Raw genomic sequence first — 21,207 nt, 5'->3', positions numbered from 1 at the left:
GCCCTTAAAGAGAAGTGAACTAGAAAAAAGTGACGTCTCCATCATCTGTGCTGATCGATTCCTGGCGGGCCTTTTTGGCTACCGGCGCATCGTGCATGATGCCTTCCCTGCGTTTGTATGAACTGCCGCTGCCATGCATCCACTCATCTGCATTGGGTAAGATGGCATCGGGTTTGAGCAGAACTTCTCGCAAACGCGTCATGTCCACATTGAGCACTTCGAGAATTTGCGAGACCCGGTCCTGGTATTGCAGGGTGACCATGACCTCTTCTACCGCACTACGAATACCATTGCCGTGCTGCCGCATGTTGTCGACTGAACCGCCTAATGTGCGGACATGCGTCAGCACATGGCCGACGACTTCTCCCACTTCTGTTATTGCTTTTTTATCCGACTCAGCGGAGTCGGTTGCTGATTTGAGTGTGGACTCCATGATGACGCCGATCTGCTGCACTCGTTGACTGATATGTTTCCCCGTATCCGCCGAGAGAAGCGACAGCTTGCGCACCTCTGCTGCGACGACGGCAAAACCGCGCCCGGCCGTACCAGCGCGGGCCGCTTCAATCGAGGCATTGATGGCCAGCAGATTGGTATGCGCGGCAATCATGCTGACTTCTGATGCCATTTCCTTCAATTCCAGTGTTGCCTTCACCAACTCACGCACGCTGCCAAGTAAGGCGTCCTTGCTTATGACGATGTCTCCGAGTGACTCAATGAGCGGCTTCAATTCCCTGTCACAAAGGGAAAGCAAATTGCGCGTTGAATCTTCCGCGCTGGAATCTTTCGTGCCGCTGACACCACCGAATCCGGCGGTATCGAATTCTTTGATAATGGAACTGAAATGCTCCACCATTTGCAGGCCTGCGGCCTCCGTCTGCGTCTTTACTGATCCCGTCTGCGGTTGCCAGATCGCAAGGACACTGATGACCAACTCCCTAAGCTGCGAGGGACTTGGATCAACACTGACCGCCTGGTCTTTATTCGCAGTCCGGAAATCTCCGATGACAAGCCATGCCACACTGCCCGCGGCAAGTGCGACGCTGACGAAAACAAGGATCTGCAAGACGCCCGTATGCTCCAGCAATGGTAATCCCGAGAGAGCGGTAGCAGCAGCGCAAAGCATGAGGGCGATACGTATCTGTTGACGCGGAATATTCACGCGGGGCGAGGTGCTTGATGCCATGTTGTCCGGCACTCCCTGAAATAAATCCGCTATGGAACTGATGCTCAATGCCAGTGCATCGGTCTACATTTTTAGCCGCTGTAATGCGGTCTGTGCATTGCAGCCTTATTTTTTCTTGCATGCCTCCCTGCACGTACTCTGATGATTTTTTAAAAAAGTGAACAGCGCGCATTCATGCAACGCTTGCGAATGAAAATATACGGAAACAGGAGTCAGGCCGGCATCACATTAGAAATGAGTGGCACGGTCAGCGAACAGGCGATTTCGGCAGCCCATCGTGTCAATGAAGAACCATTGATTAGTGCAGCTTATGACGCGCCTTAGTCGGCGCAGTATTGGAAAGAAACAACCGAATAAAATGATCGAAAGGAAGCAGATAAAAACTCTGTCGGCTTCTGACTTATTGCACGTAGATTTACTTGGCATTTTTCATCCGCATAAAAATATTAACTGCTAGCAGTTTTTATATTTTGGTTGGCTTTATTTACAATAGCATGCAAATTTCTTCATAACAATTATTTTTGATTAAATTTATTTTCTTTATCAAAAAAACATCCTCAGTTTTTTTAAATCATCATCTCTTTCATAGGAATTTTTACTATGAAAATACTAACGATCAAGCCAATTCACCAGCTTAAAAAATATTATTTATGAAAATAATTTTCACAACCAATACTGCTATTGTTTATATTAATTTAATGAATAATCAAAGTAACAGATAGAGTCAAAACGATCATTATTTAGTTATTGTACCTACTGATTTTAAATTGCAGGAAAAACAAGGTTACGCCAATTAAATAATAATTTATATAATTCAATTAATCGTCATTTATCTATATACAAATAAATAAAAAAATTATTGGCATTTAAAATAAAAATATTTGGGAGAAAATCCTGATATTTCGAGCTTATTCGGCGTGGCGCCGATGAAATTAAGCAGGATCGGGATCATTCATTCGTCGAGAAAAATGATCGCCATTACGACCATGCGATGAAGCAAAATCATCGCACGGCTCTTAGAGTTATTTCTTATGCCAATCGCCTCAAACACGCACGACTGCATTAACGGGCTGCGGCCAGCCAATAGCTGGCTCCATCATGGAATCTAAGAAAGATGGGGACGAACTGAACATGCGCGGTCAACGTCAGTTGGGAAGCAACAGCCCTTATGGTTTCGTCGATTCTGAGGCCTGCTGTGGCTGGTTTTACGCAAACTCCAGCCGCCGCACTCCCTCTGCCGTTCCCAGCAAGCACACCGTCGCGCCTTGCTGCGCAAACAGGCCAACCGTCACCACGCCAGCGATCTGATTGATTTCCCGCTCCAGCGCTTGCGGATCTTCGATTTGCAAACCGAATACGTCAAGGATGCAGCAGCCGTTGTCGGTCAGCAGCGGCTGCCCGTCTTTCAAGCGCAGACGCGGTTCACCGCCGAGAGCCGCCAGCTTGCGACTGACGCTTGCATGCGCCATCGGAATCACTTCCACCGGCAAAGGAAATTGTCCAAGTCGCTCCACCAGCTTGGAACCATCCGCAATGCAGATGAATTTCCTGGCGACAGAAGCCACAATTTTTTCGCGTGTCAACGCTGCGCCACCGCCCTTGATCATGGCACCCTGCGCCGTGATTTCATCTGCGCCGTCGATATACACCGGCATCGATTCGACCTGATTCAAATCCAGAACGGCAATGCCATGGCCGCGCAAGCGCGCCGCGCTGGCATCGGACGAAGCTACGGCACCGATAATGCGATCTTTGATCTTGGCCAGTTCATCAATGAAAAAATTGGCGGTCGATCCGGTCCCCACGCCGACAATCTCCCCCGCCACCACGTACTCAATGGCCGCTCTGGCGACTGCCTGTTTCAATTCATCTTGTGTCATTTGTGTCATGTCAGTGCCTTAAAAAATAATTCAATGCTCTTCCGGCTGCTCGTTCAAGGTTTCAAACAAGGCGATCTGCAAGCGGGAATGCAATTTAATCAGCCGCTGCCACAGCAGCGCCAACAAACCTGCAACGCTCAGCAACACCACGAGCAGCAACTTCAAAGGCGGCAGGATATTCGCGCTCAAGCCGAAAATCAGTACCATAAAAAATACGATCGACAATGCTGGCACTGCTTCCGAAATCACTTGGCGCATGCGCTTGGCGCGGACACTGTTGAACTCCGGCCCGACGATCACTTCGGCCAGCAACATGCTCAGCGCTTGCAACTTGTGATAGGTCGCGATAAGAAACGGTAACGACAACACCAAAGCCCCGCCCCAGATCAGCGCCTTTTTGAGGTCAACATCATCCACCCAGCCGACCATTTTATCGCTGATGATTTTCTCGAAAAACGAGGCGCACATGAAGATGGCAATCATCAGCGCAAAATTCACCAGGACTTGCAGCACAATGCGCAGGATGATTTTGCGCAGAGCTGCCTTATCGCCTTGCGGTTGGAGACTGTGCAGCCAGGTCGAATACTGGCCCAGCGCCTTGCTGAGCTTTAACGGCAAGACGCTGGCGGCTTTGCTCGACAACGGATCGGCGGCACGAATCAGGTAGGGGGTCAGCAAAGCCGTAATGGCCGATACCGCCACCACCATCGGGTAAAGAAAGTCGCTGGTGACTTTCAGACTCACGCCGAGCGCGGCGATGATGAAAGAAAACTCACCGATCTGCGCCAGCCCCATACCCACTCGCATCGGCGTGCGGCCCGTTTCGCCGGAAAGAAACGCACCGATAGTGCAACTGACCAACTTGCCGAACACCACCGCTATCGTAATCACGGTAATCGGAAGCCAATAATCCTTGAGGACAGTCGGGTCAAACAGCAGGCCGATTGCGACGAAGAAAATTGCGCTGAACATATCGCGTAGCGGTTCGATCACACGTTCGATACGATGAATCTGGCGCGCTTCGGCCATTATTGCGCCCACCAGGAAGGCCCCCAGCGCAACGCTGTATTGCAATTTCATCACCAGCAGGCAAAATCCGAACAAGATAGCGAGCACGCTCACCAGCAGCATTTCATTACTGCGAAAACGGGCGACATAACTCAGCAAGCGCGGCACCACAACAATGCCTACCACCAGCGACACGGTCATAAAGAGCAGCAGTTTGCCTATGGTTCCCGCCACTTCTGCCGGCGCCACCGAGCCGCTGGTGGCAATGCCGGAGAGCAAAGCAATCATGCCGATGGCGAGGATGTCCTCAACGATCAGAATGCCGAAAATGATTTGAGAAAATTTTTCGTTTTTCAAGCCGAGTTCATTGAGCGCTTTAACGATAATGGTGGTCGAGGAAACGGCCAGCATCGCGCCCAGGAAAACAGCATCCATCGGTTTCCAGCCGAAGTACACGCCGATTTCGTAACCGAGCCAGATCATCATGGCGATTTCCGCCATCGCCGTGATCAGCGCAGTCGCACCGACGCGGGCCAGTTTTTTTAAACTGAACTCAAGTCCCAGAGAAAACAGCAGAAAAATCACCCCCAGCTCGGACAGAATATGAACGGTATGCAAATCCTGGATCAGCGCGAAAGGCGGCGTGTGCGGCCCTATGAGTACGCCGGCGACGATGTAACCCAACACTAACGGTTGCCGGAAACGGGTAAACACCACCGTCACGACACCCGCCACCAGCATGATGACGGCCAGATCCTGAATAAATAGTTCCACTGCATCCATAAAGCGCTATCCCGAAAAAATAAAATTGGCGGCAGTGCCCTCATTGCGTTGGACCTGTGGCCTTGAACAAAGAACGCCTGTTGAACCCCGTGGAAAATAACACACGCAGCCCCATCGACATATTTTTACAAGCGGTATGACGATCCAAAACGGCGCTTAGAGCCGATATCTGCACCATATCTGCACCGTTACCGCGCATTACGTCGTCTTATTTCACTCGCTTCGCCCCACTACTGCGCAGCACCTCAGCCTTGTCACACAGCATTGCTTACCGCCGTCCCTCACTGATCCCGGCAACGGCAAAATATACTTTGCACGCAGGTTTTTTATGTTGTACCTTTTGTAACCTGATCCCTCAGGGTTGTCCGATGCAGGTTTGACCGTTACCTTCTTTGTCGATATTGGATGACGCTGATCGGTACCAACAGAAAATAACAATCATCAACAGCAAGCTTTCACACCCACCATTTTTCTTTCACACAAAGGACCTCAGTAATGAAACTCAAGAGCAAAATTATCCCCCTCGCTGGCGCTATTGCATTGATGTTTGCCGGCGCAACCTATGCGCAGGAGTCCTCCGTCACCATTGGTCACGTAGGCCCGATCTCGGGTCCGAACGCGCACATGGGCAAAGATAATGAAAACGGCGCCCGCATGGCCATCGAAGAGTTGAACCAGAAGGGTTTTACTGTCGGCGGCAAGAAAATCAAACTGGACCTTCAGGCGGAAGACGATGCTTCCGATCCGAAGCAAGCTACCGCAGTCGCCACCAAGCTGGTTGACGCTAAAGTCGCCGCAGTGATCGGCCACCTCAATTCAGGCACCACCATCCCGGCTTCAAAAATTTACAGCGATGCAGGCATTCCGCAAATTTCGCCTTCCGCCACCAATCCGAAGTACACGCAGCAAGGTTTCAAGACCGCCTTCCGCGTAGTCGCCAACGATGCGCAGCTCGGCAGCGTGCTGGGCAAATATGCCGTCAAGAATCTCAAGGGCAAGAATATCGCTGTCATTGATGACCGCACCGCCTATGGCCAGGGCGTCGCCGAAGAATTTGCCAAGGGTGCCAAGGCAGCCGGCGCGACTATCGTCTCCAAGCAATACACCAACGACAAGGCTACCGATTTCAACGCCATCCTGACCTCGATCAAATCCAAGAAACCGGATGTGATTTTCTTCGGCGGCATGGATGCAGTCGGCGGCCCGATGCTGCGTCAAATGAAACAGCTCGGCATCGACGCCAAGTTCATGGGCGGCGACGGTATCTGTACCGGCTCACTGGCCTCACTGGCCGGCGATGGCTTGCGTGACGATCAGGTCGTCTGCGCTGAAGCAGGCGGCGTCCCTGAAGCGGGCAAGAAAGCCATGGAAGACTTCAAGGTTTCGTACAAGAAACGCTTCGGTATCGACGTTGTCTATAACGCTGCCTATGCTTACGACGCCACCATGGTCGTTGCTGAGGCAATGAAGAAAGCCAACTCCACCGTCCCTGCGAAATTCCTGCCTGAAATCGCCAAGACCCACTACAAGGGCATTACCGGCATGATCGCATTCGATGCCAAGGGCGATATCAAGGACGGTTCCCTGACGCTCTACACTTACAAGGCAGGCATCCGTACTTTGCTGGAAGTCGTCAAGTAAGTACTACGCAACGGCAAACCAATGCTGTAATGAAAAACGCCACGTAAAATATACGTGGCGTTTTTTTCATTCTCATTACTTGCTTCTGGTTCAGCCGACTTACTGTGACAGCACCCATTTGACCAGTGTGTGCGCTTGAGCCGCAGAAACCTGGGTATTGGCTGGCATCGGCACTGCACCCCACACGCCACCGCCACCCTTCATGACCTTCTGCACCAACATATCCTCAGCGCCTTTTTGTCCGGCATATTTTTTAGCGACATCCTTATACGCCGGACCGACCACCTTATTGCCAATCGCATGGCACGCCATGCAATTTTTAGTCCGCGCCAGATCAAGTGACGAGGCCTGCGCCATGACTGCGCCCGACACCAACGTCAATGCGCCGGTCAGCAACATGCCTTGCAATATCGATTGTTTCATCTTGCCCTCCATAAAATCCAGACCCGCAGCAACTATCCGGCAAGCACATCACCACACCGGATAGCAGCCAGATACTAGCAGGTCACCGCGCCTTTACTGGCCGATGAAACCAGTACGCCGAATTTGTACAGAATGCCACTCGTATAACGCGGTGCAGGCTGCTTCCACAAGGCACGACGACGAGCGATTTCCTCGTCCGCCACGTTCAGTTGCAGCAACTGCTGATGCGCATCGATCGTGACCGAATCACCTTCCTCGACCAGTGCAATGAGTCCGCCGACATACGCTTCCGGTGCAACGTGACCCACCACCATGCCCCAGGTGCCGCCGGAGAAACGGCCATCGGTCACCAGACCCACTGATTCGCCCAGACCCTTGCCGATCAGCGCCGAAGTCGGTGCCAGCATTTCCGGCATGCCAGGGCCACCCTTAGGGCCGAGGTAACGCATCACCAGCACATCGCCGGGCTTGATCTGATCGGCCAGGATGGCATCCATCGCGGTGTACTCATCGTCAAACACCCGGGCCGGGCCGGTGATGACCGGATTCTTGAGACCGGTAATCTTGGCCACGCAGCCTTCCGGTGCCAGATTGCCCTTCAGGATCGCCAGATGGCCTTGCGCGTACAGAGCCTTGTCGATGGTATGAATCACTTTTTGATCGGCGCGTGGCAGATCGGGAATGCCTGCCAGTTCTTCCGCCAAAGTGCGGCCGGTAATGGTGATGCAATCGCCGTGGATGTGGCCGGCGTTCAATAAGATTTTCAAGACTTGCGGAATGCCGCCGGCCTGATGCAGGTCGGTCGCCACATATTGGCCGGAAGGCTTGAGATTGCAAATGACAGGCACTTGCTGACGCACGCGCTCAAAGTCATCGATGGTCCATTCGACTTCTGCGGCATGGGCAATCGCCAGGTAATGCAACACGGCGTTGGTGGAGCCGCCGGTCGCCATGATCAGCGCGACGGCATTTTCGATCGACTTGCGGGTGATGATGTCACGCGGCTTGAGGTCGCGCTTAACGGCTTCGACCAGCACGCGCGCCGATTCAGCAGCGGAGCCGACTTTTTCATCGTCAGGATTGGCCATGGTGGAGGAGTACATCAGTGCCATGCCCAGCGCCTCGAACGAAGAAGACATGGTGTTGGCCGTGTACATCCCGCCGCACGAACCGGACGAAGGACAGGCATTTTTTTCGATGCCGTCGAAATCTTCCTGCGACATGCGGCCCGCCGAAAATTCACCCACCGCTTCAAATGAGGACACGATGGTCAGGTCTTTGCCCTTCCATTTGCCCGGCTTGATGGTGCCGCCATAGACGTAGATGCCGGGCACATTGCTGCGCGCCATGCCGATCATGCCGCCCGGCATGTTTTTATCGCAACCACCGATGACGACCACGCCATCCATCCACTGCCCCATGACGGCGGTTTCGATGCAGTCGGCAATCACTTCGCGCGACACCAGCGAATACTTCATGCCTTCCGTCCCCATCGACATCCCGTCGGAAATGGTCGGTGTGCCGAACACTTGCGGATTGGCGCCTTCTGCTTTAATCGTAGAAATCACGATGTCCGCCAGCTTCTGCAAACCGGAATTGCAAGGAGTAATGGTGGAATGCCCGTTCGCCACGCCGATCATCGGATTGTCGAAGTCTTTCTTCTCATATCCCATGGCGTAATACATGGAGCGGTTAGGGCTGCGTGAGATGCCCTGAGTGATATTTTTGGAACGGCGGTTGAAGGACATGGCGATCTCCGTAGGGGTGGGGCTAAGTGAGCAACTAAATGAGTGGCGAATGGTATGCGGATGACAAATGCGTGCGCGTAGAGTGCCTTGCCTCCAACCTGCTGTCAAATATATGATTCAGACGCAATTCATATTTTTTAGATATGACTCATCGCTCTGTTCATTGACTGGCGGCAGCAATAAGGGGCGTCCCTGTCCGCCACTATCCATATCTTGCCGCCGGCGAATTTAATCTCCCGACCGACGCATAAATTGCCAGATCCGGATAGTAGGGGAAGTTGCTACCGACTATAGTGGTTGTCTCCGGGCAACATCCCCCTGTGCCAGCGGCTATTTTCAGAAGGGACATACCCCTCTTCATCACCTCAGAAGGAACGCAAATGGGAAGCTATATCAGCATCAAGGCCGCAGACGGTAGAACATTTAGCGCCTATTTAGCGGTACCGGCCTCCGGCAAGGGGCCTGGCATTGTGCTGGCGCAAGAAATTTTCGGGGTTAATGATTTCGTCCGTGAAGTTGCCGATCATTACGCAGAGGAAGGCTATGTCGTGCTGGCACCCGATCTGTTCTGGCGGCAGGAACCGGGAGTGCAACTGGGCTATACGCCGGCAGACCTGGAGCGCGCTTTCGCCCTCTTTACCGGCTGCGATCAGGATCTGGCCGTTGAAGACATTGATGCCACCTTACAGGTCTTACGTCAGCTTCCGCAATTTGAGGGCAAAGCCGGTGTGCTGGGTTATTACCTCGGCGGGAAGTTGGCTTATCTGGCCGCATGTCGTTGCGATATCGATGTAGCGGTCGCCTATTACGGCGTCGGCATCGAAGAAAACCTGAATGAAGCAAACCATATAAAAGGCAATTTGGTATTGCACTTCGCGGCCCTGGATCATTTTTCGCCCGCAGCAGTGCGAGAGAAAATAGTCGCTGGCTTGCAGGATAAGCCGAACGTCAGAATGTACTTGTATCCTGATGTGGATCACGCCTTTGCCCGCCCCGTTTCAGAACACTACGACAAATCCTCCGCCTTAATGGCGCATGGCCGATCGATCGACGCCTTCCGCAAGGCCATCGGCCCGCACTACAATCTTTCCGCCTTGTGGGATAAGCATTGTGAATATGAATTTACGACCCGCAACGTGGATGACACGATGGCGACGATGGTGGCCGAACCCTATGTCAACCATATCCCCACCATGACGGGTGGCGTAGGGTATAAAAACTTGCATCATTTCTATACCAATCACTTCGTCCACAGCAATCCGCCGGATACCCGTCTGATTCCGATTTCCCGCACCGAAGGGGCCTCCCAGATTGTGGATGAATGCCTGTTTTGCTTCACCCACACCTGCGAAATCGACTGGATGCTTCCGGGGATTAAACCCACCGGCAAATATGTCGAAATTCCGTTGATTGCCATCGTCAATTTCCGTGGCGATAAGCTCTACCACGAACATATTTACTGGGATCAGGCGTCCGTACTGGTGCAAGTGGGTTTGCTCGATGAAAACACCTTGCCCGTGGTCGGCATCAACACTGCCAAAAAACTCCTCGATGAAACACTGCCGTCCAACACCTTGATGAAATGACGGCAGGCTGAATGCCGGGCAGTGAGATCAGCAAGGGGAGTCGGTATGTCGATCTTTCACCCATGTCCCTTGCAACGACGACCTGCCGGGCCCTCCCCTTTTTTTTCCAGCAAGAGCAGCGAAGCCATCGCTTGATACAGAAAAATGCCGCGCAAAGTGCATTGCCACTTACCGGCGGTTAAATATATGACTCAGCGGCAATTCATATTTTTTGCATATGATTCATCTATAATCCGATTGACTGGCCCAAGCGCCTTTTTCACTACCCCTCCTTTTCCATCTCTTTTACGTTGATGCACCGCCATGCAAATCGACCTGCGTCAGCTGCGTTACTTCATTGCCGTCGCCGAAGAAAAACACTTCGGCCGCGCCGCCGTGCGCCTGCACATGACCCAACCGCCGCTGTCGCAAACCATTCAGGCGCTGGAAGACGCGCTGGGGACGCTGTTATTTACCCGCACCAAACGCAGCGTCAGCCTCACCGCTGCGGGTGAAGCACTGCTACCGGAGGCGCAGCGCCTGCTGCTGCAAACCGCCGCCCTGCCCGATCTGGTGCGCCGCGCCGCTGGCGGAGCGGCCGGCGTACTCTCGCTGGCCTTCATTTCCAGCGCCGACTACAGCATCCTGCCGCCGCTGCTGCAACAGTTCCGGGCGCGCTACCCCCAAGTCCGCATCGAACTGCGCGAAGCCACCAGCGATGTGCAGCTCGATCAGCTGGGCGAAGGCAAGATCGACGCCGGTCTGCTGCTGCCGCCCCTGTCGGACAAAATCAAGCGCACCCTGGACTACCTGCCCGTACTGTCAGAACCGCTGATCGCCGTCGTTCCCACCGGCGCGCTGCCCGGCACAGGCCCGATTGCGCTCAGACAACTGGCTGACCTGCCGCTGATTATTTTTCCGCGCCGGATCGCGCCCGGCTTCCACGACACCATCATGAGTTGCTTCCGCGACGCCGATGTAGTGCCGGACATCGGCCAGGAAGCGATCCAGATGCAAACCATCGTCGGTCTGGTATCGGCCGGCATGGGCATGGCACTTGTGCCACAATCTGTGTCCAACTTGCGCCGTCCGGGAGTCGACTATCGCAGCTTGCGCGGGGCAACGCCGCTGATAGAAACCGGACTGGCCTGGCGACGCGACAACCCCTCACCCGTGCTGCGCGCCTTCCTTGACCTGATCCGGGAGCAAGCCATCCCGCCCTCTCCCGCAGAACAAGCCGCCACACCCCCTGACGTCCTCTCCGATTCTCCCTAGGCTCCTCCAGCCCCCTTCATATACATTAGAAAGCCCCTCTCATGCTGATACACCCGATGCCCAATCCGATCGCCATATCCATCGGTCCGCTGGCCGTGCACTGGTACGGTCTGATGTACCTGCTAGCGTTTGTCTTCTTCATCGCGCTGGGACGCGTGCGCATCCGGCAAGCGCATATCGCCGCCGCCGGATGGAAAAAGGAAGACCTCGACGACATGCTGTTTTACGGCGTACTGGGAGTCGTCCTGGGCGGTCGTCTGGGCGAAGTGCTGTTTTATAACCCGGTCTACTATTTTCACAATCCAGCCGATATCTTCGCGGTATGGAAAGGCGGCATGTCATTTCACGGCGGATTTCTCGGCGTACTGGTCGCCATGTACTGGTGGGGCCGCAAGAAGGGACGTCCGCTGATGCAGATTATGGATTTCATCGCGCCGCTGGTACCGCTGGGCTATGCCGCCGGACGTCTGGGCAATTTCATCAACGCCGAATTGCCGGGCCGGGTGGCCGATGCCTCGCTGCCTTGGGCCATGATCTGGCCCAATGTCGATAACCTGCCGCGCCACCCCTCGCCGATTTATCAGATGCTGGTGGATGGCATCCTGCTCTTCATTCTGCTGTGGCTATACGCACGTCATCCACGGCCACGCATGGCCGTGTCCGGCATGTTTTCGCTGCTCTACGGATGCGCCCGCTTTTTCACCGAATATTTCCGCGTGCCGGATTACAACGTCAGTTTCGGCGGCATCACCATTTCAGCCGGGCAAATGCTGTCGGTGCCCATGATCGTGCTGGGTATTGTCTTGCTGATCGTGGCCTACAGGAATCCGAAATTTGATACGACACCCCCCGTCGTAGCGGCCAAATAACCAGCAGCACTCCCTCTCTCCGGCCGCTCATGCGCCGGCAGAAAAAATGCCGTTTGACCTTGCGTCGAACGGCATTTTTCATGTGCGCCCGCCACAGACGCCATCTCACCGGATCACCGTACCGACTTCTGACAACCCAATATTGCAAAATAAACTGCACGAATAATCTTATTAATTACTCATGTTTAATTGAATACGAGAAAATAATATTAACTAAAAACAATAAATTTTATTTTTAAAAAATTATTCAATTAAATTTATATTTAATAATATTTCTATCCATAAATTATATATTTAATAAATAATTGTATTTTCTCATTTAGTGTTTTAGTGTTTCATTAATTCAACCATAATATTCTTCATCTTTCAGAAGGGATACTCCATGGCATTTTCTCTCGACGATACCTCACTGGAACAGACCCTCACGGAAACGAATCCTGATTTGTGAAATAAGCGTTTAAAGATAACGCAAGTCCTCATGAAACCACCCAGCCCACCTGTTATTTTTAATAATTTATAAGAGAGAAATAAATCTCGAACGCAATAGGTTCCATCTGAAGCGTATCGCTGATTTTCAAAAATACAGGCTGATTATTTTCAGATACAGGGCGCGCATGAACCAGCTTCTTTATCGGATTATTTTTAATCAAAAACGCGGCATGCTGATGGTGGTGGCGGAAAACGCAACCAGTGACAGCAAGGCCGGCAGAGGCAATGGCAGCGCCAGTAGTATTCATCGCGGTCCCGTGTGGGATATTTTCTTCGTTTCCATGCGCAACATTGCTCTTGCCAGCGCAGTACTGACCGGCTCAGCGCTGTTGCTGCCCGAAGCCTCCAGAGCATTCGCGCAAACCTTGCCGCAAGGCGGCGTGGTGGCCGCCGGTGCCGCCAGCATCGCGCAAACCAATGCCAATTCCCTCCTCATCAATCAGAGCAGCAACCGCGCCGTCCTTAACTGGAACAGTTTCAATATCGGCGCAGGCAACAGCGTGCAATTCCAGCAACCGGGCAGCAGCGCAGCGGTACTCAATCGCGTCACCGGACTGACCGGCAGCAGCCAGATTATGGGCACGCTCACCGCCAACGGTCAGGTATTCCTGGTCAATCCGCAAGGCATCGTCTTTGGCAATGGCGCGATGGTCAATGTCGCAGGGCTGATGGCGTCTACCAAGGACATTGGCAATGCCGCATTCATGAGCGGCAATCAGGATCTGATTTTCGGCGGTGCCGGCACCAGCAATGGCTTAATCCAAAATAGTGGCAGTCTCAATGCGGCAGGCGGCTATGTCGTCCTGATGGGCGATCAGGTCAGGAACAGTGGCGTCATCAATGCCGCTGCTGGCCGCGTGGTGTTGGCGGCGGGCGATCAGGCCACCATCAGTTTGTCGAACGGGCAACTGATCAATTTCATCCTGACCAACGCCAGCGCCAATGCTTTAGTCGAACAAAGCGGCACGATTAACGCTGCCAACGGGCAGGTCTTGATTACCGCGCAATCGGCCAATGCCCTGCTCAACGACGTCATCAATCTGACCGGCGTGATGAATGTCTCCGGCAGTCAGGGCAGCGTGATTGTCGATGGCGGTGCGGCAGGGACCGTGAATTTATCGGGCGCCACGATTAGTGTGGCCAATCCCAACGGCGTCGGCGGCAACGTGACACTGACCGGGCAACAGGTCGGATTATTCGGTCAAACCTTCATCGATGCCAGCGGCACTACTGGCGGCGGCACGGTGCTGATCGGCGGCGATTATCAGGGCAGTAACGCTGGCAAGGTTGCGCACGCACAGGCCACGGTCATGGCGGCCAGCGCCAGCATTGACGCCTCTGCCACTGATACCGGCAATGGCGGCAGAGTGGTGCTGTGGTCGGATAATTTCACAGGTTTTTACGGCAACATTACGGCGCATGGCGGCCCGCAGGGCGGTGACGGCGGCACGGTTGAAACGTCGAGCCACAACAACCTGCAAGCCTTCGGCCTGGTAGATGCCAGCGCAGCGATGGGCAATGCCGGTAGCTGGTTACTGGACCCGGTCGACATCACCATCAGTTCGGGGAGCAATGCCAATTACACCGGCGGCGTCAGCGGCAGTTTCACCGCTGGAGCCAATAGCAGCGCGACGGTCAACAACGCCACCATCCAGACTTCTCTCAACGCCGGTACCGGCGTCATCCTCAGTACCGCCAATTCCAGTGGCAGTGGAGCCGGCAACATCATCATCAACGCCGACATCATCAAGTCCGCAGGGGTGAGCACTACTCTGTCGTTCACCGCCGGCAACAACATCACCGAAACCGCCAGCATCACGTCTAGCTCCAACAGAATAAACCTGTTTATGAATGCGTCCGGCACCATCACGTTCAACAATTCCGTGGTGAACCTCAATGGCGGTAATGTGGTTGTGAACGGCAACGGCAACAGTGGTGGTGATGGGGTGGTTTTTTACAACAACAATACTTTCAGCAATTCCAACGGTGTTATCAACGGCAACAGCTCTGCGGCAAATGGCGTGGCCTTTTATGGCAATGCGAGTACCGCCTTTACCCGTACGGCCGTCGGTGTATTAAATATCTTAAATATCAGCGGCGTCAGCACCGGCAACATCAGCGGTACAAACGATGCAGTTCTGGTAAGTTCCGGCAATATTGTGGAAAACGGCACCGGAACACTCAACCTGATCGGCAACGCCACCGCAAGCGGTCCTTATGGGATATCGATTGCAGCCGGTGTCAATGTGCAGGAATTGGGGACGCGCAACATCACGATCTCTGCCAACGCAGTTTCCACCGCCTTGTTGATGGCCGGCAATCTGAGCAAATCGGGCACTGGCTGCGTGACCTTGAATGCCAGCTCCAGCGCAGGCATGGGAATCAACATTTCCGGATCGATTAACCAATCCTCTTCCTCCGTCCTGATCATCGCTGCGACCGGCCTCGATCAGGGCGTGTATATGCAGGGGAGCTTGCTCCTCAGCGGCAGTGGCAGCGTGACAATGACTGGCGACGCCTTTGGCACCAATACCACCAGCACCGCAGGCATCTATGCCGATACTGGCGCCAGCCTGCTTCAAACGGGCAGCGGGTCGCTGGTACTCAATGGCGTTGCGCATAATGTGTCCTCCCTGGCCGGGGTGTACTTGAATAACGCGAACCTGAACCAGACCGGTTCAAGCCTGCTGGTGATTAATGGTACCGGGCCGGGCGCCGTCATCTTTGCAGGCAATAGCAGCCTCACTATGAACGGTTCAGGCAGCTTCAATTCAAGCGCCAACGCAAGCACTTCCCCCGGATTCATCCTGGGCAGCAACGCCAGTCTCACGGTCAATAACAGCACGGTTAACATCCTCGGAAAGAGTTCCGGCAATGTCGGACTGGATATCGCAGGGTCGTTGACGCAAACTGGCAACCTGAGCCATATCACGCTCAACGGGACCAGTGTGGCCAATGCAGGAACCAGGATAGAAGGGGCATTGACGCAGAGCGGTGGGGGAAGCATCGTCATCAATGGCACCACCGGCGGGAGCGGCGACGGCGTGGAAATTGCGGCCGCGGTGACACAGAGCGGCACCGGCAGCCTCATCAGCATCAATGGCTCCACCGCGAATGGCGCAGGCGTATTGATTAGCGCGCCCATGACGGTGGGCGCCGGAAGCACCTTGCAGGTCACAGGCAATAGCGCGACCGGCGCAGGGGTGAGCGTCACCGCCCCGCTGACGCAAAACAGCACCAGCGAGATAGACCTGACGGGGGTCGCCACTTCGGGCATCGGGGTGCAACTGACGGGGACAGCGAACATTACCCAGAATGCGACCGGCGTTTTAAATATCACCGGCACCAACAGCAACGTCAGCCTCAACGCACCCGCCATCCTGCTGGCAAGCGCCAACAGCTCCTCTCTGGCCGGCACGACGACACTCAACGCCTCCGGCAATGTGCTCCTCAGCAGCAACAATGCACTTGCGCTGACAGGCAGCCTCAACATCAGCGATACCGGCAACCTCGACTTAGGCGGTAACTTAGGCGGAAACCTGAGCGGCGGCTCCGGCAATCTGAACCTGAACAGCAACGGCTACATCAATATCACCGCCAATCTGAGCGTCGGCAACCTGAGCATGACGAGTAATGCGTCCGGCATCACCGAGCTATCCACCGCACAAATGAATGTCACTGGCACTACCACTATCGTCGTGACCAGTAACAACGTCAGCCTGACCGGCAACAATACGCTCAACGGCGTAGTGAGCATTAACACCACCGGCAGCGGTTCGGTCGCACTGAATAATTTGAGTAACCTGACACTAGGCATTATCAGCGCGGGCAATCTGGCGGTGCTGTCGAACGGAACGCTGAACACGACGGGAAGTGTGACTGCGGGCAGCAATGCCAGCCTCTCTGCCAGTGCTAATGTGACGCTGGGGAGCACTGTCAGCGCGCCCAATCTGAGCATCAGTTCCAGCAACGGCTCACTGAATCTCGGTACCAGTTTCAGCGCCCCGACCAGCCTGACCCTGGCGAGTAATGGCGATCTGACGATAGGCAATATCACTACCGTCAATTTGTCCGCGACGAGTAATGGCACGCTGACCACGACCGGAAATCTGACGATAGGCAGTAATGCGAGCCTGTCCGCCAGCGGTAATGTGACGCTGGGGAGCACTATCAGCGCACCGAATCTGAGCGTGAGTTCCAGCAACGGCGCATTGAATCTCGGTACCAGTTTCAGCGCCCCGACGAGTCTGACCCTGGCAAGCAATAGCGATCTGACGATAGGCAATATCACTACCGTTAATTTGTCGGCGACGAGTAATGGCACGCTGACCACCACCGGCACGATCGCGGCAACCGGCAGTGCCACATTCAACGGCAATAGCAACCTGACACTGAACGGCACGCTCAGCACCGGCAATCTCAGTCTGGGTAGTACGGCAGGCATGGTCACTGAACTGGCCGCGGCAGTGTTGAACATCAGCGGCGTACTCAACGTCGCGACAGGTAACGGCAGTATTAATTTGACCGGCAACAATACGTTCAACGGACTGGTCAGTATCAACGCCAGCGGTTCGGCTTTCCTCAATGATTTCAGCAGTCTGACACTGGGCAATGTCAGTGCCGGCACTCTGAATGCCAGCAGCAATGGCTCGCTCACTACCAGCGGCGTGATCGTGACGACGGGGGCTTCCGCCCTGAGCGCAAACGGTAATCTGACAGTCAACAGCACGCTCACCAGCAGCAACCTGAGTCTGCTCAGTACCACGGCTAGCGTCGCGGAACTGGCGGCAGGGATGTTGAACGTCAGCGGCACGCTCAACGCCACGGCAGCTAACGGCAGCGTGAATTTGTCCGGCAACAACACGCTCAACGGCCTCGTCAATCTGAACACCGGCGGCAGCGGTTCGGCTGCCATCAATACCTTCAGCAATCTGACCCTGGGCAATATCAGCACCAGCAATCTGAACGTCACGAGTAATGGCACGCTAATCTCCAGCGGCGCAATCTTGGCCACGGGCAGTACTTCCCTGAACGCGAACGCCGACCTGACACTCAACGGCACACTCGCCACCAGCAACCTCAATCTGCTCAGCACCATGACCAATGTGACGCAACTGGCGACGGGAGTATTAAACGTCAGCGGCACACTCCGCGCCACGGCCAGTAACGGCAGCATCAATCTGGTGGGTAGCAACACGTTCAATGCTGCGGCCAATCTGAATACCAGCGCTAATGGCAGCGCAGCCCTCATCAGCGCCAGCAACCTCACGCTGGGCAATGTCAGCACTGGCAATCTGACGGCATTTTCAAACGGGACCCTGAGCACAGCGGGGAATGTGACTGCGGGTAGCAACGCCAGCTTGTCTGCCCGCGCTAATGTGACGCTGGGGGGTAATGTCAGTGCGCCGAATCTAAGCCTCAGTTCGAGTAACGGATCATTGAATCTCGCGACAAATTTTAGTGCGCCAACGAGTCTGACGCTGGCCAGCAATGGCAGTTTGACGATAGGCAATATCAGTACCGTTAACCTGTCAGCAACGAGTAATGGAACGCTGACTACTAATGGAGCAAGCGTGGCCGTAGGCAGTACGGCCTTGAATGCGAATGGCGACTTGAACCTCAACGGCACACTCGCCACCGGCAACCTGAATCTGGTCAGTACGACGGCCAATGTGACGCAACTGGCGACGGGAGTATTAAACGTCAGCGGCACACTCAACGCCACGGCCAGCAACGGCAGCATCAATCTGGTAGGTAGCAACACGTTCAATGGTGCGGCCAATCTGAATACCGGCGCGAGTGGCAACGTGACCATCGCCAGCGCCAGCAACCTCTCGCTGGGCAGTATCAGCACAGGTAACCTGACGGCAACCAGTAATGCGACTCTGACCACTAACGGCGCAATCGTGGCGACGGGCAGTACGGCCTTGAACGCGAATGGCGGCTTGAACCTCAACGGCACACTCGCCACCGGCAACCTGAATCTGGTCAGTACGACGGCCAATGTGACGCAACTGGCGGCAGGCCCCTTGAACCTCAGCGGGATGCTCAATGCCACTGCCGGTAACGGTAGCGTCAATCTGACGGGCGCCAGCAATACGCTCAACGGTCTCATTAATCTGAACACCAGCAGCAGCGGGTCAGCCTCTATCGCCAGTGCCAGTAACCTGACGCTGGGCAGTATCAGCACGGGGAACCTGACGGCAACCAGTAATGCGACTCTGACCACTAACGGCGTAATCGTGGCCGTGGGCAGTACGGCCTTGAACACAAATGGCGACTTGACGCTCAACGGCACACTCGCCACCGGCAACCTGAGTCTGGTCAGTACGACGGCCAATGTGACGCAACTGGCAACTGGCCCCTTGAATCTCAGCGGGATGCTCAATGCCACTGCCGGTAACGGTAGCGTCAATCTGACGGGCGCCAGCAATACGCTCAACGGTCTCGTTAATCTGAATACCGGCAGCAGCGGTTCGGCCTCTATCGCCAGTGCCAGCAATCTGACGCTGGGTAATGTAAGTACCGCTAATCTGAATGTGACGAGCAATGGGACACTGGACACGGCGTGGAATGTGACTGCTGGCAATAATGCACGCTTGTCCGCCAGCGGCAATGTGACGTTGGGGAGCAATGTCCGTGCGCCGAATCTGAGCCTCAGTTCGATTAACGGCTCATTGAATCCAGGTGCGAATTTCAGTGGGCCGGTCAGCCTGAATCTGGCAAGTAATGGCAATTTGACGATTGGCGATATTAGTACTGGCAATTTGACGGTAACGTCGAACACGACCTTAACAACGACAGGAAATTTGACGGCTGGGAGCAGTATTAATTTATCGTCTGGAGGTAATTTAAGCTTGGGGGGCAATATATCTGCGCCGAATTTAAGCCTGCATTCGAGTAACGGATCACTCAATTTCAACGGCAATTTCAGCGCAGCGAATCAGCTGACTCTGGCGAGTAACGGTAATTTGACGGTCGCCAATATCAGCACTGGCAATCTGACGATTTCTTCCAACGGGACTCTGGTCACTGCGGGGAACCTGACCAGCAGTGGCAACACCAGTCTGATTGCCGGCGGGAATTTGAGCCTGGGCGGTAATCTTAGCGCGGGCAACCTGTCGCTTCTCAGTATCTTTGCGAATGTCACGCAACTGGCAAACGGCACGCTGAACATCGCTGCTGTGCTGGATGCGATGGCACCAAATGGCAGCCTTAATCTGCTCGGCGGCAACCTACTTAATGGCACCGTCAATCTTTGCACCAGTAACAGCGGTTCGGCCGCGTTCAATGCGGTGAGCAACCTGACGATCGGCAATGTCAGTACCCTCGACCTCAACGTGGTGACGAACAAAGCTTTGAACATGATCGGCAATGCGCAGGTGGCCGGCAACGCGACCTTGTCTGCGAACGGTAGCGTGGCGCTCAATGGAAATTTGAGCGCCGGACAGTTAGTGCTCAACAGCACGACAGGAAATATTACGGGGTCGCTTGGCAGTAGTTTGATGGTGACCGGCAATAGCAATCTCAACGCGATGCAAGGCGGGGTCAATTTACCGGGCTTGACTAACTATTTGGCAGGTCTGACTACGGTCAATGTCAGCGCCAACGGCGTAGCGATTGTGAATGGTGCCGATAACCTCGTCATCAATATGCAGAACGACACCGTCACCGTGATGGCGACACCTCAGGAGCTTACTGTTGCGAGTTTCATTAATGCCCCTCCGGTTATTGGCACCGCCCCGGCGACTACCCTCAGCAGCGTGGCAATCGGGGAGGTAATTGGGCTGTCTATACAACAAGGATTTGAGGGAATTACGCGGACGAATACGGATGCGCTGACGACAAAATTAGCGGGAGATGTCAATCTGCTGGTCATTAAAATAAGCGACGGCATGACGTCGCCTTCCTTACTCAAAAATTCGGTAGCAGAAGGCCGTGGCGGAGACGGTAATCGGCTTTTTTCCGTACAGGATGAAGTGATTATTATCAGTAATGACTTGAATTCTCCATGACATGGACAGCATAAAAACAGGACAAAAACAGGATGGCACCGGTCAAATCGATGTGATTTTTAATATCCCTGCACGACAGCGCAAGCCTCAATTGCGGCTTCCCCATGTCAATTTTAAAGTCTGCACATCAGCACAGAAAATGTGGACTCCACACTATTGACGACATCGCGATAGAAGGACTTCCGTTTTAACAAGCGAAGCTTTAATTTCGTTGCCAGCGGAATCAATCTCCCAGATTATCGTACCAGGGCGTGCTTTCCGGGTCGAACCCATTTCCCAAATCAAACGTCAACACGCCCTTGCCCTGGTGCCGTTTTCTCATGGCGTT

The 21,207-nt window shown here is 54.2% G+C and carries 10 protein-coding genes; 5 read left to right on the top strand and 5 right to left on the bottom strand.

Features of this window, described 5'->3' with window-relative positions; genetic code table 11:
- Positions 1 to 19: 19 nt before the first annotated feature.
- From RGU70_RS07095 to RGU70_RS07085, 3 genes are all read right to left on the bottom strand, one after another.
- Positions 20 to 1,183 carry a methyl-accepting chemotaxis protein gene (locus RGU70_RS07095; RefSeq protein ID WP_322208692.1) on the bottom strand — a complete coding sequence of 388 codons (1,164 nt, stop codon included), beginning with the start codon at positions 1,181 to 1,183 and terminating at the stop codon, positions 20 to 22.
- A gap of 1,205 nt (positions 1,184 to 2,388) precedes the next feature.
- The gene (gene rpiA / locus RGU70_RS07090; protein WP_322210730.1) at positions 2,389 to 3,063 is read right to left on the bottom strand and encodes a ribose-5-phosphate isomerase RpiA; all 675 of its coding nucleotides are present in this window, start codon (positions 3,061 to 3,063) and stop codon (positions 2,389 to 2,391) included.
- Positions 3,064 to 3,093: 30 nt separating this feature from the next.
- Positions 3,094 to 4,854: a cation:proton antiporter gene (locus RGU70_RS07085; RefSeq protein ID WP_322208691.1), complete on the bottom strand. Its 1,761-nt coding sequence runs from the start codon at positions 4,852 to 4,854 to the stop codon at positions 3,094 to 3,096.
- A gap of 495 nt (positions 4,855 to 5,349) precedes the next feature.
- Here RGU70_RS07085 and RGU70_RS07080 point away from each other — a divergent pair, with 495 nt between their 5' ends.
- The gene (locus RGU70_RS07080; RefSeq protein WP_322208690.1) at positions 5,350 to 6,495 is read left to right on the top strand and encodes a branched-chain amino acid ABC transporter substrate-binding protein; all 1,146 of its coding nucleotides are present in this window, start codon (positions 5,350 to 5,352) and stop codon (positions 6,493 to 6,495) included.
- Positions 6,496 to 6,594: 99 nt separating this feature from the next.
- On the opposite strand, the gene RGU70_RS07075 is transcribed toward RGU70_RS07080, so the two are convergent.
- Complete coding sequence (locus RGU70_RS07075) at positions 6,595 to 6,918, bottom strand: c-type cytochrome (RefSeq protein ID WP_322208689.1); 324 nt, start codon at positions 6,916 to 6,918, stop codon at positions 6,595 to 6,597.
- A gap of 74 nt (positions 6,919 to 6,992) precedes the next feature.
- Positions 6,993 to 8,666 carry a dihydroxy-acid dehydratase gene (gene ilvD / locus RGU70_RS07070; protein ID WP_322208688.1) on the bottom strand — a complete coding sequence of 558 codons (1,674 nt, stop codon included), beginning with the start codon at positions 8,664 to 8,666 and terminating at the stop codon, positions 6,993 to 6,995.
- Between the two features lie 380 nt (positions 8,667 to 9,046).
- On the opposite strand from ilvD, the gene RGU70_RS07065 reads away from it, so the two are divergent.
- The 4 genes from RGU70_RS07065 to RGU70_RS07050 all read left to right on the top strand — a co-directional run bounded on the left by RGU70_RS07065 (position 9,047) and on the right by RGU70_RS07050 (position 20,879).
- Positions 9,047 to 10,252 carry a dienelactone hydrolase family protein gene (locus RGU70_RS07065; protein ID WP_322208687.1) on the top strand — a complete coding sequence of 402 codons (1,206 nt, stop codon included), beginning with the start codon at positions 9,047 to 9,049 and terminating at the stop codon, positions 10,250 to 10,252.
- A 303-nt stretch (positions 10,253 to 10,555) separates the two neighbouring features.
- Complete coding sequence (locus tag RGU70_RS07060) at positions 10,556 to 11,506, top strand: LysR family transcriptional regulator (RefSeq protein ID WP_322208686.1); 951 nt, start codon at positions 10,556 to 10,558, stop codon at positions 11,504 to 11,506.
- A 41-nt stretch (positions 11,507 to 11,547) separates the two neighbouring features.
- Complete coding sequence (gene lgt, locus RGU70_RS07055) at positions 11,548 to 12,375, top strand: prolipoprotein diacylglyceryl transferase (protein ID WP_322208685.1); 828 nt, start codon at positions 11,548 to 11,550, stop codon at positions 12,373 to 12,375.
- A gap of 614 nt (positions 12,376 to 12,989) precedes the next feature.
- Positions 12,990 to 20,879, top strand: coding sequence for an ESPR-type extended signal peptide-containing protein (locus tag RGU70_RS07050; RefSeq protein WP_322208684.1), 7,890 nt, complete (start codon positions 12,990 to 12,992; stop codon positions 20,877 to 20,879).
- Positions 20,880 to 21,207 lie beyond the last annotated feature (328 nt).

The organism is Herbaspirillum sp. RTI4, from assembly GCF_034313965.1.
Lineage (GTDB): Bacteria > Pseudomonadota > Gammaproteobacteria > Burkholderiales > Burkholderiaceae_D > Herbaspirillum.
Note: the sequence above shows the minus strand (reverse complement) of the source record. Positions and strands in the feature narration are given on the sequence as shown.